Annotated in this window: 23 protein-coding genes; 22 read left to right on the top strand and 1 reads right to left on the bottom strand. The window is 49.8% G+C overall.

The features are described 5' to 3' along the window. Positions 1 to 43: 43 nt before the first annotated feature. The 21 genes from glyA to mreB all read left to right on the top strand — a co-directional run bounded on the left by glyA (position 44) and on the right by mreB (position 19,480). Positions 44 to 1,303, top strand: a complete 1,260-nt coding sequence (gene glyA / locus KNQ11_RS10955; RefSeq protein ID WP_029342751.1) for a serine hydroxymethyltransferase — start codon at positions 44 to 46, stop codon at positions 1,301 to 1,303. A 75-nt stretch (positions 1,304 to 1,378) separates the two neighbouring features. After that, positions 1,379 to 2,047, top strand: coding sequence for a response regulator transcription factor (locus KNQ11_RS10950; RefSeq protein ID WP_214771710.1), 669 nt, complete (start codon positions 1,379 to 1,381; stop codon positions 2,045 to 2,047). After that, entirely contained in the window at positions 2,044 to 3,399 is a 1,356-nt protein-coding gene (locus KNQ11_RS10945) for a HAMP domain-containing sensor histidine kinase (RefSeq protein WP_214771707.1), read from the top strand. Before KNQ11_RS10950 ends, KNQ11_RS10945 begins: the two co-directional genes overlap by 4 nt. Before the next feature lie 75 nt (positions 3,400 to 3,474). After that, positions 3,475 to 4,503: an ABC transporter permease gene (locus KNQ11_RS10940; RefSeq protein ID WP_214771706.1), complete on the top strand. Its 1,029-nt coding sequence runs from the start codon at positions 3,475 to 3,477 to the stop codon at positions 4,501 to 4,503. Then, positions 4,500 to 5,168, top strand: a complete 669-nt coding sequence (locus KNQ11_RS10935; RefSeq protein ID WP_214771703.1) for an ABC transporter ATP-binding protein — start codon at positions 4,500 to 4,502, stop codon at positions 5,166 to 5,168. Before KNQ11_RS10940 ends, KNQ11_RS10935 begins: the two co-directional genes overlap by 4 nt. A gap of 153 nt (positions 5,169 to 5,321) precedes the next feature. Beyond that, positions 5,322 to 6,278: a hypothetical protein gene (locus KNQ11_RS10930; RefSeq protein WP_214771700.1), complete on the top strand. Its 957-nt coding sequence runs from the start codon at positions 5,322 to 5,324 to the stop codon at positions 6,276 to 6,278. Positions 6,279 to 6,350: 72 nt separating this feature from the next. Further along, entirely contained in the window at positions 6,351 to 6,980 is a 630-nt protein-coding gene (upp, locus tag KNQ11_RS10925; protein WP_029342745.1) for a uracil phosphoribosyltransferase, read from the top strand. 125 nt (positions 6,981 to 7,105) lie between these two features. Beyond that, positions 7,106 to 8,239, top strand: coding sequence for a non-hydrolyzing UDP-N-acetylglucosamine 2-epimerase (gene wecB, locus KNQ11_RS10920; protein WP_214724159.1), 1,134 nt, complete (start codon positions 7,106 to 7,108; stop codon positions 8,237 to 8,239). A gap of 779 nt (positions 8,240 to 9,018) precedes the next feature. Next, positions 9,019 to 9,237, top strand: coding sequence for an AtpZ/AtpI family protein (locus KNQ11_RS10915; protein ID WP_023469502.1), 219 nt, complete (start codon positions 9,019 to 9,021; stop codon positions 9,235 to 9,237). Beyond that, entirely contained in the window at positions 9,234 to 9,620 is a 387-nt protein-coding gene (locus KNQ11_RS10910) for an ATP synthase subunit I (RefSeq protein ID WP_023469501.1), read from the top strand. Before KNQ11_RS10915 ends, KNQ11_RS10910 begins: the two co-directional genes overlap by 4 nt. A gap of 8 nt (positions 9,621 to 9,628) precedes the next feature. After that, positions 9,629 to 10,372: a F0F1 ATP synthase subunit A gene (gene atpB, locus KNQ11_RS10905; protein WP_029342742.1), complete on the top strand. Its 744-nt coding sequence runs from the start codon at positions 9,629 to 9,631 to the stop codon at positions 10,370 to 10,372. Positions 10,373 to 10,447: 75 nt separating this feature from the next. Continuing rightward, entirely contained in the window at positions 10,448 to 10,660 is a 213-nt protein-coding gene (atpE, locus tag KNQ11_RS10900) for a F0F1 ATP synthase subunit C (RefSeq protein ID WP_023469499.1), read from the top strand. 127 nt (positions 10,661 to 10,787) lie between these two features. Next, complete coding sequence (atpF, locus tag KNQ11_RS10895) at positions 10,788 to 11,321, top strand: F0F1 ATP synthase subunit B (RefSeq protein WP_023469498.1); 534 nt, start codon at positions 10,788 to 10,790, stop codon at positions 11,319 to 11,321. After that, the gene (locus KNQ11_RS10890; protein WP_035410623.1) at positions 11,321 to 11,854 is read left to right on the top strand and encodes a F0F1 ATP synthase subunit delta; all 534 of its coding nucleotides are present in this window, start codon (positions 11,321 to 11,323) and stop codon (positions 11,852 to 11,854) included. The genes atpF and KNQ11_RS10890 overlap by 1 nt, the downstream gene beginning before the upstream one ends. A 19-nt stretch (positions 11,855 to 11,873) precedes the next feature. Then, complete coding sequence (gene atpA, locus KNQ11_RS10885; protein ID WP_023469496.1) at positions 11,874 to 13,382, top strand: F0F1 ATP synthase subunit alpha; 1,509 nt, start codon at positions 11,874 to 11,876, stop codon at positions 13,380 to 13,382. Positions 13,383 to 13,424: 42 nt separating this feature from the next. Beyond that, a complete protein-coding gene (gene atpG / locus KNQ11_RS10880) occupies positions 13,425 to 14,276 on the top strand; it encodes an ATP synthase F1 subunit gamma (protein ID WP_029342739.1) in 852 nt (283 codons plus the stop codon). Between the two features lie 36 nt (positions 14,277 to 14,312). Then, the gene (gene atpD / locus KNQ11_RS10875; RefSeq protein WP_029342738.1) at positions 14,313 to 15,731 is read left to right on the top strand and encodes a F0F1 ATP synthase subunit beta; all 1,419 of its coding nucleotides are present in this window, start codon (positions 14,313 to 14,315) and stop codon (positions 15,729 to 15,731) included. Between the two features lie 26 nt (positions 15,732 to 15,757). Beyond that, positions 15,758 to 16,171 carry a F0F1 ATP synthase subunit epsilon gene (locus tag KNQ11_RS10870; protein ID WP_023469493.1) on the top strand — a complete coding sequence of 138 codons (414 nt, stop codon included), beginning with the start codon at positions 15,758 to 15,760 and terminating at the stop codon, positions 16,169 to 16,171. A gap of 352 nt (positions 16,172 to 16,523) precedes the next feature. Continuing rightward, on the top strand, positions 16,524 to 16,724 hold the full coding sequence (locus KNQ11_RS10865) for a DUF1146 domain-containing protein (RefSeq protein ID WP_230088486.1): 201 nt from the start codon (positions 16,524 to 16,526) through the stop codon (positions 16,722 to 16,724). 251 nt (positions 16,725 to 16,975) lie between these two features. Continuing rightward, the gene (gene murA, locus KNQ11_RS10860) at positions 16,976 to 18,280 is read left to right on the top strand and encodes a UDP-N-acetylglucosamine 1-carboxyvinyltransferase (protein WP_214771697.1); all 1,305 of its coding nucleotides are present in this window, start codon (positions 16,976 to 16,978) and stop codon (positions 18,278 to 18,280) included. 219 nt (positions 18,281 to 18,499) lie between these two features. After that, positions 18,500 to 19,480 carry a rod shape-determining protein MreB gene (gene mreB, locus KNQ11_RS10855; RefSeq protein WP_149427919.1) on the top strand — a complete coding sequence of 327 codons (981 nt, stop codon included), beginning with the start codon at positions 18,500 to 18,502 and terminating at the stop codon, positions 19,478 to 19,480. Positions 19,481 to 19,950: 470 nt separating this feature from the next. On the opposite strand, the gene KNQ11_RS10850 is transcribed toward mreB, so the two are convergent. After that, a complete protein-coding gene (locus KNQ11_RS10850; protein WP_214771681.1) occupies positions 19,951 to 20,820 on the bottom strand; it encodes a hypothetical protein in 870 nt (289 codons plus the stop codon). Positions 20,821 to 21,000: 180 nt separating this feature from the next. Between KNQ11_RS10850 and KNQ11_RS10845 the strand changes: the two genes are divergently transcribed. Continuing rightward, positions 21,001 to 22,200 carry a multidrug efflux MFS transporter gene (locus KNQ11_RS10845; protein ID WP_214771678.1) on the top strand — a complete coding sequence of 400 codons (1,200 nt, stop codon included), beginning with the start codon at positions 21,001 to 21,003 and terminating at the stop codon, positions 22,198 to 22,200. Positions 22,201 to 22,240 lie beyond the last annotated feature (40 nt).

Genomic DNA, 22,240 nt, shown 5'->3' with positions numbered 1-22,240 from the left:
TCGTGTTAAGATAGGTCTATCGAAATGAAATGGGGGAATTCAGATGGAACAAACACCGCTTACGTATCTGAAACAACAAGATGAGGCACTCTTTTCGGCAATGCGCCAGGAACTAGGTCGTCAACGGGATAACATCGAATTGATCGCATCCGAGAACTTCGTCTCGCAAGCTGTCATGGAAGCACAAGGCAGCGTCTTGACGAACAAGTACGCAGAAGGTTACCCAGGTCGTCGTTATTATGGTGGCTGTGAGTATGTCGATCTCGCTGAGAATTTAGCACGCGACCGCGCGAAGGAAATCTTCGGTGCGGAGCACGCGAACGTGCAACCACACTCGGGTGCACAAGCGAACATGGCGGTTTACTTCACGATTCTCGAGCAGGGAGATACGGTCCTCGGGATGAACCTCTCGCACGGTGGCCATCTGACGCACGGTAGCCCCGTCAATTTCTCCGGTGTCCAGTACAACTTTGTGGAATACGGTGTCGATCAAGAGACAGAGATGATTGATTACGATGTCGTTGCGAAATTAGCAGAAGAGCATAAACCAAAATTAATCGTCGCGGGCGCATCGGCGTATCCGCGTGTCATCGACTTCAAACGTTTCCGTGAAATCGCAGACAGCGTCGGTGCTTACTTGATGGTCGACATGGCACACATCGCTGGACTTGTCGCAGCAGGTCAGCACCCGAACCCAGTCGAGCATGCGCACTTCGTCACGACGACGACGCATAAGACGTTGCGTGGTCCACGTGGTGGGATGATCCTCTGTAAAGAAGAGCATGCGAAAGCAATCGATAAAGCCATTTTCCCAGGTATCCAAGGTGGTCCACTCATGCACGTCATCGCCGCGAAAGCTGTCGCGTTCGGTGAAGCTCTTGCACCAGAGTTCAAGGACTACATCGGTCAAGTCGTCACGAACGCAAAAGTCCTCGGTGAGGAATTGACGAAGCGTGGACTCCGAATCGTCTCAGGCGGAACGGACAATCACTTGCTCCTCGTCGACTTACAACCGCTCGGGATCACAGGGAAACTTGCTGAGCACGCGCTTGACGAAGCCGGCATCACGGTCAACAAGAACACGATTCCGTTCGACCCAGCGAGCCCGTTCGTCACGAGTGGTATCCGGATCGGAACGGCAGCGATGACATCACGTGGCTTCAAGGAAGCCGAGATGAAAGAAATCGCCGAGTTGATCGAACTCGTCTTGAACCACCCAGAAGAAGCAGACGTTCTCGCACAAGCACGTGAGCGTGTCGTTGCTTTGACAGGTCGTTTCCCACTCTACCCAGAGCGCGGATGATTGTCATCCCCTTCGTCCTTTTCATTATGAGAAGGGGGAGGGGATTTTTGTTTGTCTAAAAAAGGAGGCGTACGATTGTATATTTTAGTCGTTGAAGATGACCCACATATCCAATCACTTGTCGTATCGACGTTACAGGCCGACGGACACTCCGTCCGAGCGACAGCAGACGGAAACGAAGCGCTCGCTTGGATTGAAACGATGACGTTCGAGGCAGCCGTGCTCGATGTCCTACTTCCCGGGCAGACCGGTCTCGTCCTATGTGAGCGGTTACGGCAAAACGGGGACATCCCAATCTTGATGCTGACGGCGCTCGGTGAACTGACAGATAAGCGGGACGGCTTTGCAGCAGGTGCTGATGATTACATCACGAAACCGTTCGATCCGGAAGAATTAGTGTTTCGGCTTCACGCCGTGGCGCGGCGCTATCAAAAAGCGGCGCAACCCGTCTTACATCTCGGGGATGTCACGATTGATAAACGCAGTCAGCTCGTGACGATCCAGTCGACCGAGTGGACACTCCCGCGGCGCGAGTTCGAATTATTACATCAGTTGGCGAGTTTTCCGGGACGGGTCTTTAGCCGCGAGGAATTGATCGAACACGTCTGGGGACTTGATTTCATGGGAGACGATCGGACGATTGACGTCCACATCAAACGACTTCGTGGACGTCTGAAGGAGACGAATCAGGTGAAGATTGAGACCGTTCGCGGACTCGGGTACCGGTTGGAGGTCGACGCATGAGGAGCCTCTATACGAAAATCGTCGGACTCGTCTGTGTCGTCTTACTCGTGTCCGCCCTGCTTGCTCTTTTAATCAGTAACATCGCCTACTATTCGTTTTGGCAGGACAGCTATAGCCAAAAAGTCGAGGAAGCGGTCGAGACAGCGATCGATTATTACGAGACGCACGGTGACGGAAAGACGGAATCGTTTTACCGGATGTTACAAGCAACTGGCTTTCAACTGTATGTTCGAACAGATGACGGAACGGAGCGTTACGGAAACACATTTCGCAATGAAACGCTCTCGAGTCAAGTCATCGAGCAAGTGAAAAATGGTCAACCGTACTACGGGATGCGTGAGTATCCGTTTCATCTCTTCCTGCTTGGACTATTCGATAACGAAGTCATCAACACGTACGGGACGTCGGTCAAGACGGCACAAGGAACGGATGCAATCTTCGTCCGTCCGGACTTGAGTCGGCAGATTCGCGAGTTACACCTGTTCGTTGGTCTGTTCCTCGGACTGCTTGTCGTGATCAGCTTTCTCTTGCTCGTCTTCTCGATCCGGTATCTCGTGCGTCCGATCCGGCGCCTGACAAAAGCAACGGAACAGATGGCAGACGGCGACTATGGAATTCGTGTCGGAACGAAGGCGCGCGATGAGATTGGTGAACTGTCCCGACGCTTTGACGAGATGGCGATGGCGATTGAAGCGTCCGATACGGAACGACGCCGGTTCGTTGCAAACGTCTCGCATGAATTCCAGTCGCCGTTGACGACGATCTCGGGGTACGCTGGACAACTCGACGTGACGGGAGAAGACGTCAGGAGACGGGCAATCATTCAACAAGAGGCAGCGCGAATGTCGGAGCTGACGCGTCAATTATTGATCTTAGCAAAGCTCGATGAAGGACGGCGCTTCAAACGACAAGCACTCGATCTACGAACGAGTCTAGAGACGACACTCACAACACTTGCCTTTCAGCTGGATGAGCAAGGCATCGCTGTCGCACTCGATGTATCGCCAGCACTACAGATTCAAGCAGATGCCAGTGCGCTCGAACATGTCTTCCAAAATGTCATTCGAAACGCCGTCTCAGTCTCAGCCGAAGGAGCGACGATTCATATTCAAGCGGAAGAACAAGTGAATCAGGTCATCGTCCGAATCAAGGACGAAGGACCAGGTATGACCGAACAACAGATGGAACATGCCTTTGAACGCTTTTATCAAGGCGATGCATCCCGAACGTCGCGCGGGACGGGACTCGGGCTTGCGATCGTTAAAGAGACGATGCGCCAACTTGGTGGGGACGCGAATTTGTCGTCTGATTCATCCAGTCTGACTGTGACATTGACTTTTTTACGCATTTGACGCGTGCGTTCATGTTCCGTTCATATTGCAGTCGTATCATCAATCCTGTAGCGAACATACAGGAGGGATCACGCGATGAAGTTAGGATGGAAAGAACTCGTCCGAATGAAAGGACGATTCAGTTGGATGACGATCGTGACGATGTTGATCGTCTTATTGATTTTGATGATCACCGGTCTTGCGGACGGGCTGGCCTACGACAATGGGGCTGCCGTCCGGAATCTACCGGTCGAGCAGTTTGCGCTGAGCAAAGATGCAGAAGGACAGCTGACGCGTTCGTTCTTACAGGCGGACGAGACACCAAAGGGCGCGGAAGCACTCGGTGTCCAGAACATGGTGCTTGAGAAGAAGAATGGAACGAAGGATGATGTGACGGTCTTTGCGTTACCAGAGACGACGAATTATGGTCCAAAACAGTTGCAATCATTGCAAAAAGGTGAAGTTCTCGTTGATGCTGCGTACGCGGAGCAACGCGGAACCCGTGTTGGCGATACGATTACGGATTTTCGGACGAAAGAGACGTTCCGAATTGCCGGTACAGTAACGGACGGACGTTATAGTCACGCACCGGTCCTTTGGATGACGGATGAATCGTGGCAAGCATGGCAATCGAAGATGGGGGCATCATACGTCTCAGCGTATATCGGTCAGTCGTTGCAAACGGATCAAGCCGTCTTCTCAAAACAAGCAGTCGTTGAGAACGTACCAGGCTATGCAGCGGAGCAAAACTCCTTCCAGATGATGCGGGTCGCACTCGTCGTCATCGGGGCATTGATTCTGACTGCCTTCTTCTATATTTTGACGATGCAAAAGATGAAACAGCTCGGTGTCTTGAAGGCAATCGGCACCCGGACCCGGACGATGGGTGCGAGTCTACTCGTACAAGTCATCCTCTTGACGAGCCTCGCCTTTGCTGTCAGCGTCGCCATCACCTATTTAACAAGTCGTTTCTTACCGGCGGATCTTCCATTCCGTTTTGAATGGTCGACTAGTCTGATGTACGGCGGCATTTTACTCGTAACGGCAATCCTCGGTGCGCTCGTTCCGTTACGGATGGTCAAGAAACTCGAAGCGGCAGATGCGATGGGAGGAATGAACGGATGATTCGATTAAATCAGATTGAGCAAAGTTATGGTGAGATGACGGTTCTACATGACATCAACTTACAAGCAGAAGCGGGTGAGTTGATTGCCCTCGTCGGACCAAGTGGTAGCGGGAAAAGTACATTGCTCCAGTTGCTTGGATTGTTACAGACACCAACGAACGGTGCCGTCTACTTTGATGATACGTGCGTCAGTGAAGCAGCGGACGAAGAACGTCGTCGTTTGCGTCTCGAGGAAGTCGGGTTCATCTTTCAAGAATCGCATCTCGTACCATTTTTGACAGCAGGAGAGCAACTCGAATTGGTCGCAAAGGAGGCTGGACGGACGGTTGACGCGACGGCGGCGCTCGCCGTGTTCGGACTCGAGCACCGGAAAGACCATTTGCCGCACGCCTTATCAGGTGGCGAACGACAACGTGTCGCGATTGCCCGGGCCTTCGTCAATGAACCACGACTTGTACTCGCGGATGAACCGACGGCAAGTCTCGATTATCCGAATGGTCGCCGGGTGATGGAGCTGTTGCAACAACAAGCGCATGAGTCGAACAAGACCGTCATCGTCATCACGCATGACGAACGGATGCTTGACGTCTGTGACCGGATTTGGCGGATTGAAGATGGGCGGATCACGGAAGCAACAGCATCCCGATCCTATTCTCATCGTTAAACGATTCATCCTCTTGTTTTCGTACATCGACGTACGAAAACAAGAGGTTTTTTTCAATGCTTCGTCAAGAAGATAGGGGAAACGAACCATTTGCGGAAGCGTTATCTTTGCTATACTTAACCGTAGTAAAAAAAGATAAAGGTGGAAATAAATGTGAACTTATCAACCTTGATCCAATCAGAACTTCAAGCCATTCAAACGGAACGCCTGACAGAATGGTTCACCCATAAAAGCCACGAGCGCCGGGAATATTACCGGATGCTCGAAGATTTCAAAGCAATCGTCATCATGCAACAGGCAGGATTTTATGAACAGGCAGATGCTCGTTTTGAACAGTGGAAGATCTTACCGATGCCAGCAGAAGTCTATCGTTATCGCCTGGCGATCGCAGGAAAAGCAGGTGGGAAGCGTCTTGCCCAGAAGCGATTGGCATCCTTTCCCATGACGGTTCAGAATCATCCGCAATTGAAAGACTGGAAGCGACTCGGAAAACTGAATCCATGGTGGATTGGTGGAGCCGTTGCTGTCGTCTCTCTCGTTCTCGTCTGGACACAGTTGGATAGCGAACCCGCAACACCAGTCGCAACGAAACAAACAGAGGTCGAGCAACAACTCGCAGCGCTGCAAACGGAAGTCGAACAGTTAAAAGAAAAAAACGAGCAGCTGGCAAGTGAGCAAGAAAAAGCGAAAGCGATTAAGCCAGAGAAGAAGGAGACTTCTTCCGAAACAAAGCAGACGCAACTACCTCCGAAAGAAGCACTCGAGCAAGGGGTTGCTGCTGTTCAGGCGAAAGACTACAAACGAGCAGACAGTGTCTTGACCGGATCCGTCTTGACGAACAAAGAGACAGCAGGTATGGCACGCTTCTATAAGTTGATCGCTGTCGGAAAGCTCAAGCAGACGACACAGGCGGATTATATTGCCTATCGGAAAGATTTCCCGAAGTCCGGATACATGAGTGACGTCCTCTGGATGCAAGCGGTCTATGAACAAAAATATAAAAAAGGTGATTATCGTGCGACCTTGCAAGAACTCGCGAAACAACCGGACAATGAATGGTCTTACGCCGCAAAAGCAATTCTATCAGGGAAGAGTACGCTCGGAAACTGACGAAAAAACAGTTCCCAAGCAGTACGTTTTTAGAGTACAATGCGAAAAGAGAATGGAGAGGAGATGCAAACAATGAGTAAAGTACATGTATTTGATCACCCATTGATTCAGCACAAGATGACGATCATGCGTAAAGTCGAAACAGGAACGAAACAATTCCGGGAACTTGTCGACGAGGTGGCTTCATTGATGGCATATGAAATCACACGTGACCTTCCACTCACAGATGTCGCGATCGAGACACCGGTCACGAAGACGACGCAAAAGATGATCGAAGGCAAGAAACTCGGGATCGTCCCGATTCTCCGCGCCGGTCTCGGTATGGTCGACGGCATGCTCCGCATGATGCCGAACGTCAAAGTCGGTCACATCGGTTTGTACCGTGACCCAGAGACACTCGAGCCAACGGAATACTACCTCAAGCTCCCAACAGACGTCGCAGAACGTGATTTCGTCGTCGTTGACCCGATGCTTGCGACAGGTGGTTCGGCGGCAGACGCCATCTCCTCCTTAAAGAAACAAGGGGCAAAGAGCATCAAGCTCGCATGTCTCTGTGCAGCACCTGAAGGCGTCAAACGCGTTCAAGAAGAACACCCGGATGTCGACATCTATCTCGCGGCACTCGACGAGAAGTTGGACGACCACGGATATATCGTCCCAGGACTCGGTGATGCAGGAGACCGTCTCTTCGGAACGAAGTAAAAAACAGCAAGCTACACAAAAAGACCGCAGACGATGATCTGCGGTCTTTTCGTTGCTATTTCGTAAACTGCGCAAGACTGCTGAAGTATGCTTTAATGAAAAAAGGAAAAAAGGAGGAAGTCACCATGCCGATTACAGTCATGCCGATTTTCGGGACACGACCGGAAGCCATCAAGATGGCACCGCTCGTCAATGCCCTGAAGCAACACCCTGCTTTTGATGTTCATGTTACGATCACTGCCCAGCACCGCGAGATGCTCGATCAAGTGCTCGATTTATTCGAAATCCAACCGGATCATGATTTAAATATCATGAAGCAACGTCAGACACTTGTTGATATTACGACGCGTGGTCTCGAGGGACTCGATGCGATTATGAAGGAGATCAAGCCAGATCTTGTCCTCGTTCATGGGGATACGACGACGACGTTCGTCGGAAGCCTGGCTGCCTATTACAATCAGATCGCAGTCGGTCACGTCGAGGCGGGACTGCGCACGTATAATAAATACTCGCCGTTCCCGGAAGAGGTCAATCGTCAGTTGACGTCGACGCTCGCGGACTTACATTTTGCTCCGACAGCACAAGCAGCAGCGAATCTCGCATCCGAGAACCGTCACGCTGGTGTCTACATCACGGGGAATACGGCAATCGATGCTCTGCAGACGACCGTTCAAACCGATTATGTCCATCCGATGCTTGAGACGGTCGGGGACCGGAAGCTGATCCTGATGACGGCACATCGTCGTGAGAACCAAGGCGAGAAGATGCATCAGATGTTCCGGGCGATTCGTCGCCTCGTCGATGCGTTCCCGGATACGCATGTCGTCTATCCGGTTCACCTCAATCCGGTCGTTCAAGAAGCTGCGAAGACGGTCTTTGAAGGGCATGATCGAATTTCTCTGATCGCCCCACTCGATGTGTTTGATTTCCATAACTTCGCGAGCCGTGCGCATTTAATCCTGACTGATTCAGGTGGCGTACAGGAAGAAGCACCGTCGCTTGGTGTACCTGTGCTTGTCTTACGCGACACGACGGAGCGTCCAGAAGGGATTGCTGCCGGAACGTTGAAGCTTGCCGGTACGGAAGAAGAGACGATTTATCAGATGGCAACGGAACTTTTGACGAACGAAACACTTTATCAAGAGATGGCGCATGCCTCGAATCCGTATGGCGATGGTCATGCGTCCGAACGCATCGTCCAAGCAATCCTGCATCACTTCGGTCAAGGGGAAGCTCCGGCACCGTTACTCACACAATAAGAAACGACGATCACCCTCCGAATCGCTTACATTCACTTGCTTTCCTCAGGCGAGACGTGAGCCGCGTCTCCATCGTCCTTAGACGAGGAAGTCGGGTCTCACTTGTCTCTGACAGCACAAAGACTTGTGCTTTTTCCTGTAGGAGTCGCGTGAAATAAGCGATTCTTTTTTGTTTTAGTACATCTATGACGGCAAAAGGTTTTAGTTTATAGGAATAATATCTTTAAATCTTACCATTTCCGCTAAATTCAGCCCATTTGTTTAGAAAATGTAAAACCAGATGACCTTGAAACTGGAAAGGAAACGATGACGATTCAAGCTGTGACGTACCGCACGATTGAAAAAATGGAAATCGCTGAAATGTATTGTTACAAACAGATGTCAGAGCTGTTTTTATGTCCCGATTCGGAAGCGTTTTCAATTGTGAACAAAAAATGTTTTTTCACAAAATCGACACAAATCAATTTTAGAGGTCTTGTTTCGCTTTAACGGGCACGATATAACGTTACTATTCAACGGTTTTGTTCACCATATGAACAATCTCTTTAACCGTTGATAGTACTACATATTTTCTTCACATCTTCGTGAAATGACTTGCATGGAAGACATCTGTGAAAACCTTATCAATCGTTGATATGTATAGGTTTTTCGGCTCTGTTTTTATTGTGAATTCATTTGACTATGAAAGCTGCTTCATTGTATTCTTGACTAGTATGAAAATCCGCAAATTGTGGGAAAGAAAAAGAACTCACAATTGGGAAAAAAGGGGGTCGTCTCTAGTGCGCCAAAGTGGGCTCGCGAAGAGTATGGTCATGGCCTCGCAAATTTCGACGGCACTGGCTGCACCGATCGTCATTGGCTTTTTGGTTGGGAACTATGGGGAACAACAACAATGGTGGGAAAAAATGGGTGCGACGTTCGCCGTGTTCATCGGGATTTTCATCGGCATTCTTTGCATGATCGCCATGATCAGGCACTTGTTAGGGGAGAAGACATGAACATCATCCTTCAAGATGCGTTGTATCGTGCGTACTTACGATGGTTTGGACTCTTTTACGGAATCCTGGCTGTCCTGCTGCTCATCGGACGCCCGAGTGACCCAGTCATCTATGGACTAGCACTTGGTGGAACTGGCAGCTTTCTGATCTTGACGCTTCAACGACTTAGCGTCGATCGGATGTATCGTGTAATCGAGACGGGTCGCAAGCCAGTGTCTCGAGGGACCGTTTCACGCATGGCGGTCGCGGTACTTTGTGTGATGATCGGTTTGAAATATCAAACTGAATTGTCATTAACTGCGGTGGTAATAGGCCTTCTCGCCGGCCACGTCATACAATTTTGTGAGTTCTTGACTCACGAACTCAAGCGGGAAAAGAGGTGAATAGTCAAATGAACCACGAAATGCCACTTTACGAAATCCCACTCTGGGGTGACTTCGTTCTGTACGGTAGCTGGACGAACTTGATCACAGTATTGATTGCTGCTGCTCTCGTCTTCTTGATTGCCGTGGCCGGTACGCGACGTCTTGTGATGAAGCCAACCGGTGCTCAAAACGTGATGGAGATGTTCCTTGAATTCGTTCGCGGAATCATCAGCAGCACGATGGACTGGAAAACAGGGGGTCGCTTCCTTACGTTCGGAATGACATTATTCCTGTTCATCCTTGTGTCCAACATCATGGGTCTCCCATTCAACGTCGTGACGGGACACTACATTTGGTTCAACTCACCAACTGCAGATCCTTACGTGACACTGGCACTTTCATCTCTCGTAGTAGTCTTAAGTCATTACTACGGTGTGAAGATGCGAGGCTTCGGCGCTTATGCGAAAACATTCATGACGCCGATGTTTATCATTACCATCATCGAGGAGTTTGCAAACACGTTGACGCTCGGTCTTCGTCTTTACGGAAACATCTTCGCTGGTGAAATCATGATCGGAATCATTCTTTCGATCGGTATCGTCTCTGGTACGAACGATTTCCAGTTCCTCGGACCAATCGGCGCGATCATCTCGGGTATCCCGATGTTGATCTGGCAAGGATTCTCACTCTTCATCGGTGGTATCCAAGCGTACATCTTCCTTATCTTGACGATGGTTTACATCGGACATAAGGCAGCGCACGACCATTAATTCGAAGGTAAAGCATCCGCTTTTCCGATAACAGCACGACAAATCAATGAACATACTCTAGGGAGGCAATTTATCATGAATCTTATTGCAACAGCGATCATCATCGGACTCGGCGCACTCGGCGCAGGTATCGGTAACGGTCTTATCGTAAACGGTACAGTATTAGGTCAAGCACGTCAGCCAGAACTCAAAAACGAACTTCGTCAAACAATGTTCATCGGTATCGGTCTTGTTGAGGCACTTCCAATCATCGGTGTAGCGGTCGGTTTCCTTCTTCTCAACTCTTAATCCACGATTAACGAGAACGGACTACATAGGGCGCTATTCGTTCAACGTTTGAGTGAACCGTCACGGGAGCTTAGGCTCCCTTATGTAGATATTGAAGTTGAACCAACCACGAGGGGAGTGTAATCGAATGAATCTAACGTATCTTGCGGCAGAGGCTGGCGGCGAAGGCAACCAACTCTTACTAGCCAACATGATCGTCACGATCGTCGTTTTCCTCTTGCTCCTCATCCTCTTGAAGAAATTCGCATGGGGCCCGCTCGTCAACATGATGAAAGCGCGGGAAGAGCATGTGGCTAGCGAGATCAACTCGGCTGAAAAGAGCCGTAAAGACGCTGAAGTCTACGTAGAACAACAACGCGAAGAATTAAACAAGGCGCGTACGGAAGCACGCGATCTTTTAGAAGCATCACGCCGTCAGGCAGAAGCAGAGCAAGCACGTGCGATGGAGCAGGCACGTCTTGAATCCGAAATGAGTAAGGAAGAAGCTCGCCGTGCGATCGAACGTGAACGCGCTGAAGCACAAGCTGCTTTGAAGAACGATGTCGCTCTTCAAGCAATCGCTGCAGCACGCCACGTCATGAAAACACAGCTTGCGACAGACGAAGCCGCTCAAAAAGCACTCGTCGATCAATTCCTTGCTGATACTAAGGGCACGAACTAATGCGTGATCACGTAGCGGGACGCTACGCAAAAGCGCTCTTCGATCTTGCGCTTGAGCACCATGTGCTCGAGCAAGCAGAAGCTGATGTGCGGACGCTCGGCGAAGTGCTCCACGCAACACCAGAGCTCGCTTCGGTTTTAGATAACCCATCGATTTCTGCTGAAGAGCTCAAGCAAGTTCTTCAAACAAGCTTCACTGGCTTCAACTCGATCGTCTTGAACACATTGCTCGTCATGGTCGAAAACGACCGGGCGGCAGAGATCGTTACATTACCGGAACACTTCATTGCATTGTTGAATGAACACCGCAATGTCGCGACGGCAATCGTCACGAGTGCATACAAATTGTCAGACGAGGAACTCACGAAAGTGAAAGAGACGTTTGGCCAAAAATCAGGTAAAACGCTTGAAGTCGAGAACGTCGTCGACACGGGTGTCATCGGAGGACTTCGCGTTCAAATCGGTTACACGACATATGACGGTACGATCGAAACTAAACTAACGCGCCTTGAGCGTGAGCTGTTAAAAGCGTAAGAAAATAGGGGTGAAACGCATGAGCATTAGAGCTGAAGAAATCAGCGCCCTGCTTAAAGCGCGTATCGCGCAGTACGGTTCTACGATGGAAGTGAACGAGACAGGTACGGTCATCCAAATCGGTGATGGTATCGCTCGTGCACACGGACTCGACAACGTCATGTCGGGAGAGCTCGTAGAATTCGCTAACGGCACAATGGGCTTGGCGCAAAACTTAGAAGAAGGCAACGTCGGTATCATCATCCTCGGTGACTACCTTGAAATCAAAGAAGGCGACTCTGTTCGCCGTACGGGCCGCATCATGGAAGTACCAACAGGAGACGCACTCCTCGGACGTGTCGTCAACCCACTCGGTATGCCAATCGATGGTCTTGGTCCAATCGAAACAGAACACTACAACCCGATCGAGCGTAAGGCGTCTGGCGTCATGGCGCGTAAATCGGTACACGAGCCACTTCAGACAGGAATCAAGGCGATCGATGCCCTCGTTCCAATCGGTCGTGGACAGCGTGAGTTGATCATCGGTGACCGTCAGACGGGTAAAACGTCGATCGCAATCGATACGATCATCAACCAAAAAGAAGAAAACATGATCTGTATCTACGTCGCAATCGGACAAAAAGAATCAACAGTCCGTGGCGTCGTCGAGACGCTCCGTAAAAACGGTGCCCTCGATTACACGATCGTCGTTTCGGCAGCGGCTTCACAGCCAGCTCCACTTCTTTACCTCGCACCATTCGCAGGTGTCGCGATGGGTGAACACTTCATGGACCAAGGCAAACACGTTCTTGTCATCTATGATGATCTTTCAAAACAAGCAGCTGCTTACCGTGAGCTTTCACTTCTCTTGAAACGCCCACCAGGCCGCGAAGCTTACCCAGGGGATGTCTTCTACCTCCACTCACGCCTTCTTGAGCGTGCGGCGAAGTTGAACGACGAGCTTGGCGCAGGTAGCTTGACTGCCCTTCCGTTCATCGAAACACAAGCGTCGGATATCTCAGCTTACATCCCGACGAACGTTATCTCGATCACGGATGGTCAAATCTTCCTTCAATCGGATCTCTTCTTCTCAGGTGTCCGTCCCGCGATCAACCCGGGTCTCTCGGTATCGCGTGTAGGTGGTTCGGCTCAAGTAAAAGCGATGAAGAAGGTAGCGGGTACGCTCCGTCTTGACCTCGCATCTTACCGTGAGCTTGAAGCATTCGCTCAGTTCGGATCTGACCTTGATAAAGCGACTCAATCGAAGCTTAACCGTGGTGAGCGGACAGTTGAAGTCTTGAAACAAGACTTGAACCAACCACTTACTGTCGATAAGCAAGTCATCATCATCTATGCCTTGACTCGTGGTCACCTTGATGATGTTGCTGTAACGGATATTCGTCGTTTTGAAAAGGAACTCAACCTCTGGCTCGATCAAAACCGCAAACAACTTTGCGATGAGATCCGTAAGACAGGTAACCTTCCAGCAGACGAAGAGATCGTAGCAGCAATCTCAGAATTTAAGAAAACGTTCCAAGCGACGGTTTAATCCGACGGAACGCTCTTGATACTAACAAGGTGGTGAATCGAAATGGCATCGTTGCGCGAGATACAAACGCGGATCAACTCGACGAAAAGTACGAAACAGATCACGAAAGCGATGAACATGGTTTCGGCGTCGAAACTGAACCGCGCTCAAGCACATAGCGCGAAGTTCCAACCTTACATGCTGAAAATGCAAGAGGTACTCGGAACCATTGCGAATGGCACGACAGGTGCGAGCCATCCGATGCTCGAGAAACGTCCCGTCCAAAAGACGGGCTACATCGTCATCACATCGGATCGCGGCTTAGCTGGTGCATATAACGCCAACGTGCTGCGTGAAGTCTACCGGGAAATCAAAGAAAAGCATACTGCGGACAGTTACGTTCTCTTCGTGGTCGGTAAAGTTGGTGTCCAGTTCTTCCGTTCACGCGGAATCACGGTCACGGATGCGATCACAGGTTTGAACGATTCTCCTTCGTATGTCGACGTCGCTGAAATCGTGAAGCGCACAGTGAGTGCGTTCACGCTTGGCGAAATCGACGAGCTCAAGCTGTGCTACAACCACTTCTTATCTGTCATCAGCCAAGAAGTGAAAGTCGAAACTCTTCTCCCACTCGGAGAAATCGAAGCTTCGTCTTCGACGACTTATGAGTACGAGCCAAGCGAGGAACAAATCCTTGCTGAACTCCTCCCGCGTTATGCGGAGAGCTTGATCTTCGGTGCGCTTCTTGACGCGAAAGTAGCAGAACATGCGTCACGTATGACAGCAATGCAAAGTGCGACAGATAACGCAGATGACTTGATCGGTCGATTGACTCTCGTCTACAACCGAGCTCGACAAGCTGCAATCACGCAAGAAATCACAGAGATCGTCAGTGGGGCTGCTGCGCAGCAGTAATCCCGACTGACGTAACGATAGGTAGGAGGAAACACGATGAACGAACTCGGTTTAAAAGGCCGCGTCGTCGCGGTCATGGGACCTGTCATCGACGTTAAGTTCGAAGGACACTTACCGAACATCTACAACGCGCTTCGTATTCAATATACGCCGCAAACTGTAGAAGAAGTGGCTATCGACTTGACGCTTGAGGTCGCCCTGCACCTTGGTGACGACGTCGTCCGTACCATTGCGATGGACTCAACGGATGGAGTACGCCGTGGAATTGAAGTAATCGATACGAATGCTCCAATCTCGGTACCCGTCGGAGAAGCGACACTTGGTCGCGTCTTCAACGTACTCGGTAACCCAATTGATGAAAAAGAAATCGCTGCTGACGTGGAACGTCTTCCGATCCACAAAAAAGCACCGACTTTCGATAACCTTTCAACGAAAGTTGAAATCCTCGAGACTGGAATTAAAGTCGTCGACTTGCTCGCTCCTTACATCAAGGGTGGTAAGATCGGTCTCTTCGGTGGTGCCGGTGTAGGTAAGACCGTCCTCATCCAGGAATTGATCAACAACATCGCACAAGAGCACAGCGGTATCTCGGTATTCGCAGGTGTTGGTGAGCGGACGCGTGAAGGAAATGACTTGTTCCACGAGATGACGGATTCAGGCGTTATCAAACAAACAGCGATGGTCTTCGGTCAGATGAACGAACCACCGGGTGCACGTCTTCGTGTTGCCTTGACTGGTTTGACAATGGCAGAATACTTCCGTGATGAGCAAGGACAAGACGTTCTTCTCTTCGTTGATAACATCTTCCGTTACACACAAGCGGGTTCTGAGGTATCGGCCCTTCTCGGTCGTATGCCATCTGCCGTTGGTTACCAGCCAACACTCGCAACAGAGATGGGTATGCTCCAAGAGCGAATCACATCAACAAACAAAGGTTCGGTTACATCGATCCAAGCGGTTTATGTACCAGCCGATGACTATACTGACCCGGCTCCTGCGACGACGTTTGCTCACTTAGATGCAACGACGAACCTTGAGCGCCGTCTCTCTGAGATGGGGATCTATCCTGCCGTGGATCCACTTGCTTCAACATCACGCGCCCTTTCACCGGAAATCGTCGGCGAAGAGCACTACGGTGTTGCACGTCAAGTTCAGGAAACACTTCAGCGTTATAAAGAACTTCAAGATATCATCGCGATCCTCGGTATGGACGAGTTGTCAGAAGACGACAAATTGACTGTACACCGTGCGCGTCGTATCCAGTTCTTCTTGTCGCAGAACTTCCACGTAGCTGAGCAGTTCACAGGACAAAAAGGATCGTACGTCCCAGTTAAGGACACGATCCGCGGCTTCAAAGAAATCCTCGAAGGTAAACACGATGACTTAACGGAAGAAGCATTCCGTCTCGTCGGTCCGATCGAAGATGCGATTGAAAAAGCGAAGGCGCTTGTCTAAGTGACAAAGCATAAGGGGGACTTGAGATGAACACACTTCATGTCAATATCGTCACCCCGGATGGCGAAGTGTATGATGGCGATATCCGTATGGTCGTTGCGAAGACGATTTCTGGTGAGATCGGGGTTCTCCCGCACCACGTCCCACTCGTAACACCACTCGATATCAGCATCTTGAAGTTGCGCCACGAAGATGGCGGACGCACGTTGATCGCTATCAGCGGTGGCTTTATGGAAGTGCGCCAGGATACTGTAACGGTTCTTGCGGAAACTGCGGAGCAAGCAGACAAGGTCGATTACGACCGTGCTGCAGCTGCGAAGGTTCGTGCAGAACGTCGTCTCCAGGACACGAAATTATCAGAACTCGAATTCAAGCGTGCTGAACTTTCACTGAAACGAGCAGTTAACCGTCTCAGCTTGAAAGACTACGGTCGCGATTGATTTTGATGAAAAGGCTCGATTTCCTTTAAGGAATCGGGTCTTTTTTTGTACGACGCATCAATGATTTTTCGAATGGCAACCGTTTTCGCAACACGATGAAGGATACAGGTTTAAAATACTGCAAATATGTAAAAGTACACTATATGCCTCGTCTTCACGAATTCTTCAACCTTTTTTCAGTAGAAGACCAAATTTATCTTCAATAAATATATTTTATACGCTAAAATTAATTCAGCGTGTTCTTTTTTGTTTGCGCAATCATTCATTTTGTGAAATCATAGTAGAGTTGAAGAAACTATGAAGAAGAGGTGCAACGAAAGTGACATCTATTGGTGTGAGTGCGTTAGTTAGTATGCTGGTCTATATCGTAGCGATTTTGCTCGCTTGGTGGTCCTTGTTACCAGTCAAATGGGAGAAAATCCTGCAACATCCTAAAGGACCGCATGCGGTAGCCTTACGAACGATTCTTGCGATTGCACTCGGATCCATCGTAGCGCGCTTTTTACTGGATTATGCCGGTTTTGCACAACGTCTTCAGTTTTTAATCGGGTGAACTTGTAACTGCATTGTAAACCCTGAAATGGTAATTTGTTTTACCATGGAACAGGACACTGCTCTTTCAATGAAGGAACACAGTCATTTAGCAATCATCTAACATTACAATCGAAACGTCGTATTGGCTTTGTAGTAAGAGATCAACTATAGGGAAGTTTCTTTTCTAACATTCGTTGAATTCCAACTATGATCCTCACCAATCACGAATTGAACATACTAGAACAGAAACGAAGCAGAGGAGTAGGGAGAATGGAAAAAATCGTTGTCCGTGGCGGACGTAAATTAGCTGGAACAGTCAAAGTAGAAGGTGCAAAGAACGCGGTCTTAAAAACACTCGTCGCGACATTGCTTGCATCAGAGGGACAATCAGTTCTTCAAAACGTACCACGTCTAGCAGACGTCTATACAATCAATAACGTCTTACGCAACTTGAACGCAGAAGTCGAATTCGACGCAGAAGCGAACACGGTGACGGTCAATGCAGAGCCGAATCTCAAAGACGAGGCACCACTCGAGTACGTACGTAAGATGCGAGCTTCGATTCTCGTCATGGGTCCATTACTCGCACGCCTCGGGCGCGCACGTGTCGCAATGCCAGGTGGATGTGCAATCGGATCACGTCCGATCGATCTTCACTTGAAAGGATTCGAAGCGATGGGCGCAAAAACGATCATCGGAAACGGATTCGTTGAAGCACATGTCGACGGTCGCCTCCAAGGTGCAAAAATCTACCTCGACTTCCCATCAGTCGGTGCAACAGAAAACATCATGATGGCCGCGACACTCGCAGAAGGAACGACAATCATCGAAAACGTCGCAAAAGAACCAGAAATCGTAGACCTTGCTAACTTCTTGAACGCAATGGGCGCAAAAGTCCGCGGTGCAGGTACAGAAACGATCCGCATCGAAGGCGTCGAGAAATTACACGGTGCAACACACTATGTCATTCCTGACCGGATCGAAGCAGGTACGTTCATGATCGCAGCAGCGATCACAGAAGGTGACGTCGAAGTCATTGGCGCAGAGCGCGAACACCTTCGTCCACTCATCTCGAAGATGGAAGAGATGGGCGTTAAGATCACGGATACAGAAGAAGGTCTCCGTGTCGTCGGTCCAGCGAAACTCGAAGCAGTCGACGTCAAGACGATGCCACACCCAGGCTTCCCGACAGATGTTCAAGCACAAATGATGGCACTCGTCCTCAAAGCAGGCGGCACATCAGTCATCACGGAAACGGTCTTCGAAAACCGCTTCATGCACGTTGAAGAATTCCGTCGTATGAACGCTGACATCAAGATTGAAGGTCGTTCATCGATCATCAACGGTGGCGTCCAGTTGCAAGGTGCAGAAGTTCTTTCAACGGATCTTCGTTCAGGTGCGGCACTCGTCACAGCAGGATTGATCGCTGAAGGCGAAACACGCGTTGGTGCGCTTCACCACATCGACCGTGGATACGTTGACTTCCACTTGAAGTTACAAGCACTTGGTGCAGACGTAGAACGTGTGACAGAAGAAGCGACAGTCGTTGAAGAAACAGCTGCTACAAAACTTTAAGCACTTATATGAGAGCATCATCCCATTTTGCGGGATAATGCTCTTTTTTGTCGTCTTTTGAAAATGACGACAATGAAATCCGAAAAGGGGAAAAAGAAAGTCGTTTCATGAGGGGGCATATGCTAGAATTGAAAGGTATGTATACATAAATGGGTTAGACGTCCAAACGACGTTCTATATTTTGGAAGAATAGCCAGTGGGTAAAGGAGAGCACACGAGATGTTTTCAAGAGATATCGGAATCGACTTAGGGACGGCGAACGTCGTCATTCATGTCAAAGGGAGAGGCATCGTCCTCGATGAGCCATCGGTCGTCGCGATCGATAAGGCAACAGGTAAGATTCATGCGGTAGGTACGGAAGCACATTTGATGGTAGGGCGGACACCGGGGAACATCGTAGCCATTCGACCACTTCAAGACGGTGTCATTGCCGATTTCGAAATGACGGAAGCGATGCTTCGCCATTTCATCGATAAGATTGAAGTTCGTAAGATGTTCGGTGGAGTCCGGATGTTGATCTGTACACCAGCAAGCATTACGACAGTTGAAGCGAAAGCAATTCGTCAAGCCGGTGAAAAGTCAGGCGCAAAAACGGTCTTCCTTGAAGTCGAGCCGAAGGTCGCAGCAGTTGGTGCCGGTATGGACATTTGGATGCCAGCAGGGCACATGGTCATTGATATCGGTGGCGGAACGACGGATGTTGCCGTACTTTCGATGGGTGATATCGTATGCGGGGAGACGATCAAGGTCGCAGGAGATCGTTTCGACCACGACATCATTCGTTCGATCAAGGAGACACATAAGCTCATCATCGGAGAACGGACGGCACAAGCAGTCAAGACGACGGTTGCCACTGTATCAGAAGACGGACGTCGTGAGCAGATGGATATTCGTGGACGAAATCTCGTGACGGGTTTACCACACAACATCACGGTGACATCGGAAGAGATGCACGATGCGCTAGCGGAAGCAGCGATGGAGATCGTCGAAGCAACGAAGCGTGTGCTCGAGAAGACACCACCGGAGCTTGCAGCAGACATCATCGATCGTGGCATCATCTTAACAGGTGGGGGCGCGTTGCTGGACGGAATTGATCAACTGCTTGCAAAAGAACTCGGTCTACCGGTTCTGATCGCAGAAGATCCGATGTTATGTGTCGCGCGCGGTACAGGAATCATGCTCGACAATCTTGGGAAGTAAGAGCGTGTAAGCGTAAAGGATATGATCTCTCGTAAAAGTTCATTCCTATAACGACCGTCTTGTCCTTCTCGCTTTCCACAGGCGGGAGGTAAGCCGCGACAGCGTGCATTTCATGCGAGTTGTCGGGTCTTACCTATCCCTGACGAAAGTGCTGCTTGCACTTTCTTTTCCTGCAGGAGTCGAGAATGGACAAGTTCGTTCGATATGAATCAAACCAATAGGGAGTCCAGTTTCCGAAGTACGTATCGGAAACTGGACTCCCTTTGTTTTAAACATAATGCAATGCCATGGTACTAAATGATCATGTGCCTCCTTGTGCTTCATCCGACTCCTACAGGGAAAAGCGCGATTTTGCGCTGTCAGAGACAAACAAGACCCGGCTTCACTGTTATACGAACAGTGAAGACTGGCTTGTGTCTCGCCTGAGGAAAGCGGATGAAAAGCAAAGGGGGCAGACAGATGAAGATAGCTCACTGCGTACTACGCATGAACGCTTGGTACGCTTCAAAATCATGATAGACGATCGCACTTGGCGGCAGTGAACTGGCCATCGTTTGATTGACGAGCTGATTCAGCTGCGTCCGCGTCTTGCCATAGAACGTGATGTCCGGTGTCTCAGGAAGTTCAGTGAACTCGATCGCATACGATAAAGTGTGATTGTTGCTTGCGGCATAGAGCGCGTCCGTCATTGTAATGGCACCAAGTCCATTCCCACCACCATAGACAGTTCGGTAACTCATCAACGTGACTTCATCAGCGAGCTCCATTGCCCATTCACTGAGAGGGCGACCGCTTTCATCCTGTACGGTATGGAACCAGAACGGAAGGAACAGTTGCAGCGGTAATCCTTCAACAGACGCTTTCTCGCGAAAGGCAAGTAAGATCCGTTCATAGGAGGCGATGACACGTGGTTGGTCCGTCTCCCATTCCGGTAAGGCATACGGTTCGAGATCAACGCTGATGCCGTCCGGATGACTGATCGTTTCTTGCTGATAAGTCGAAATCCAGGCTAACGGATCCTCGACGTTTGGTCGAGCTGTCGTTCCTTCGTTTGTGATCCAGCGCGGCTGTCCGAATAGAAAGTACACTTCAATGCCGACAGCGTGCGCTTTTTCAACGAATGTTCGGTAGAGAGTACGGTCACCCTCGACAGCGACATGCAGATAGACACGTTTCATCTGTCTGTTTGCCAGCTGATTGATCTTCGTTGAAATGGATTTGGCCTCTGGGATGGACCAGATGACCGTGTGACGAGTGACGGAAACGGCAGCTGAACTCTTGAGTGGTAGTCCGAATTGAAGTAACGATAGACAGACTACGCTAATCAAAAAGCGTTTCATTTCATTTTCACTCCTTCGTGTGGATTACCTTACTATCGGTCGTAGTCAGCTAGTTTATATGCATCAAAGGTCCCGTTCTACACTTTGACAGTTCAAATCCTAGACATTTCATAATGTGAAGTGTATATTAAAAGTTGTTGCATTGAAACGAATTGTCAATTAAAAGGAAGTGATGCCACAATGCCATTGTGGAAAAGAAATTTAGTCGTCGTCTGGTTTGGTAGTTTTTTGACCGCCGCCGCCCTCAGTCTCGTATTGCCGTTTTTGCCTTTATTCATTGAAGAACTCGGTGTCGACAGCCGACAAGATATTACGACCTGGTCTGGGATCGCCTTTGGTGCTACATTCCTCGTCGCTGCGATCGTCTCACCAATCTGGGGACGTCTTGCCGATCGAAAAGGTCGTAAGCTGATGTTGCTTCGCGCAAGTCTCGGTATGTCGATCGTCATGTTCTTGATCAGTTTCGTCCAAGACGTCTATCAACTCGTCTTTTTACGTCTTGTCATGGGAGCCGTATCCGGATTCATCTCAGCCGGCATCACACTCGTTGCTTCCCAAACCCCAAAAGAGAAAAGTGGCTGGGCGCTCGGCACCCTGTCGACCGGTGGGATTGCTGGTGGATTGCTAGGACCCCTCATTGGAGGATTCCTCGCCGACGTTGTTGGGCTTCGACCCGTTTTTCTCTTTACGAGCGTACCGCTCTTCATTACCTTCCTCGTGACCTACTTCTTAGTCAAAGAAGATTTCGTCCCAATGGAAGTTAAAAAGATGGCGTCCGCAAAGGAAATCATCCAGTCGCTGCGTCATCCGGAACTCATCTTAAGCCTCTTTTTGACGACGTTCTTGATTCAGTTCGCGGCACAATCGATCAGTCCAATCCTGTCGCTCTACGTCCGCGAACTCAGTCCGGGGACAGAACGTCTGGCGTTACTATCCGGGATCGTCGCTTCGGCACCTGGTATCGCGGCCTTGATTGCAGCGCAACGACTCGGTCGTCTCTCCGATAAGATTGGCGCAGAGCGTGTCTTATTCTTTGCATTACTCGTCTTTGCTGCTTTCTTGATTCCGCAAGCATTCGTCACGGATACAAGTCAGTTGATTGTCTTACGGATGGGAATCGGTTTTGCGACAGCAGCACTGATGCCGTCGGTACAGGCACTGCTCCGGAAGAATACGCCAGCCAATGCATCAGGACGTATCTTTGGATATAATCAGTCCGCGCAGTTCATGGGGAATTTCCTCGGACCACTGGCTGGTGGACAGATTGCTGGTCACTTCGGCTTTGAAGCGTTGTTCCTCTTCACCGGCTTGATCGTCATCACGAATGCCGTGCTTGAGCGGACACAGACCGCTGTCTTGAACAAAAATCCGAATAACTAAGGAAAGCTTCCATTCCCGTTTGATTAAGGGGATGGAAGCT

It is taken from the genome of Exiguobacterium sp. s39 (assembly GCF_018618925.1).
In the GTDB taxonomy this organism is placed as follows: domain Bacteria; phylum Bacillota; class Bacilli; order Exiguobacteriales; family Exiguobacteriaceae; genus Exiguobacterium_A; species Exiguobacterium_A abrahamii.
The sequence above is the reverse complement of the archived record's forward strand: the minus strand, read 5'-3'. Positions and strand labels throughout refer to the sequence as shown.

Excerpts from the sequence above, each read along its gene's own strand:
- atpG (WP_029342739.1), top strand. The coding sequence starts at position 13,425 with ATGGCATCGTTGCGCGAGATACAAACGCGGATCAACTCGACGAAAAGT.
- KNQ11_RS10845 (WP_214771678.1), top strand. The coding sequence starts at position 21,001 with ATGCCATTGTGGAAAAGAAATTTAGTCGTCGTCTGGTTTGGTAGTTTT.
- atpE (WP_023469499.1), top strand. The coding sequence starts at position 10,448 with ATGAATCTTATTGCAACAGCGATCATCATCGGACTCGGCGCACTCGGC.
- KNQ11_RS10945 (WP_214771707.1), top strand. The coding sequence starts at position 2,044 with ATGAGGAGCCTCTATACGAAAATCGTCGGACTCGTCTGTGTCGTCTTA.
- atpB (WP_029342742.1), top strand. The coding sequence starts at position 9,629 with ATGAACCACGAAATGCCACTTTACGAAATCCCACTCTGGGGTGACTTC.
- KNQ11_RS10935 (WP_214771703.1), top strand. The coding sequence starts at position 4,500 with ATGATTCGATTAAATCAGATTGAGCAAAGTTATGGTGAGATGACGGTT.
- KNQ11_RS10870 (WP_023469493.1), top strand. The coding sequence starts at position 15,758 with ATGAACACACTTCATGTCAATATCGTCACCCCGGATGGCGAAGTGTAT.
- KNQ11_RS10850 (WP_214771681.1), bottom strand. The coding sequence starts at position 20,820 with ATGAAACGCTTTTTGATTAGCGTAGTCTGTCTATCGTTACTTCAATTC.
- murA (WP_214771697.1), top strand. The coding sequence starts at position 16,976 with ATGGAAAAAATCGTTGTCCGTGGCGGACGTAAATTAGCTGGAACAGTC.
- KNQ11_RS10890 (WP_035410623.1), top strand. The coding sequence starts at position 11,321 with ATGCGTGATCACGTAGCGGGACGCTACGCAAAAGCGCTCTTCGATCTT.
- mreB (WP_149427919.1), top strand. The coding sequence starts at position 18,500 with ATGTTTTCAAGAGATATCGGAATCGACTTAGGGACGGCGAACGTCGTC.
- wecB (WP_214724159.1), top strand. The coding sequence starts at position 7,106 with ATGCCGATTACAGTCATGCCGATTTTCGGGACACGACCGGAAGCCATC.
- atpA (WP_023469496.1), top strand. The coding sequence starts at position 11,874 with ATGAGCATTAGAGCTGAAGAAATCAGCGCCCTGCTTAAAGCGCGTATC.
- atpF (WP_023469498.1), top strand. The coding sequence starts at position 10,788 with ATGAATCTAACGTATCTTGCGGCAGAGGCTGGCGGCGAAGGCAACCAA.
- glyA (WP_029342751.1), top strand. The coding sequence starts at position 44 with ATGGAACAAACACCGCTTACGTATCTGAAACAACAAGATGAGGCACTC.
- atpD (WP_029342738.1), top strand. The coding sequence starts at position 14,313 with ATGAACGAACTCGGTTTAAAAGGCCGCGTCGTCGCGGTCATGGGACCT.
- KNQ11_RS10910 (WP_023469501.1), top strand. The coding sequence starts at position 9,234 with ATGAACATCATCCTTCAAGATGCGTTGTATCGTGCGTACTTACGATGG.
- upp (WP_029342745.1), top strand. The coding sequence starts at position 6,351 with ATGAGTAAAGTACATGTATTTGATCACCCATTGATTCAGCACAAGATG.
- KNQ11_RS10865 (WP_230088486.1), top strand. The coding sequence starts at position 16,524 with ATGCTGGTCTATATCGTAGCGATTTTGCTCGCTTGGTGGTCCTTGTTA.
- KNQ11_RS10940 (WP_214771706.1), top strand. The coding sequence starts at position 3,475 with ATGAAGTTAGGATGGAAAGAACTCGTCCGAATGAAAGGACGATTCAGT.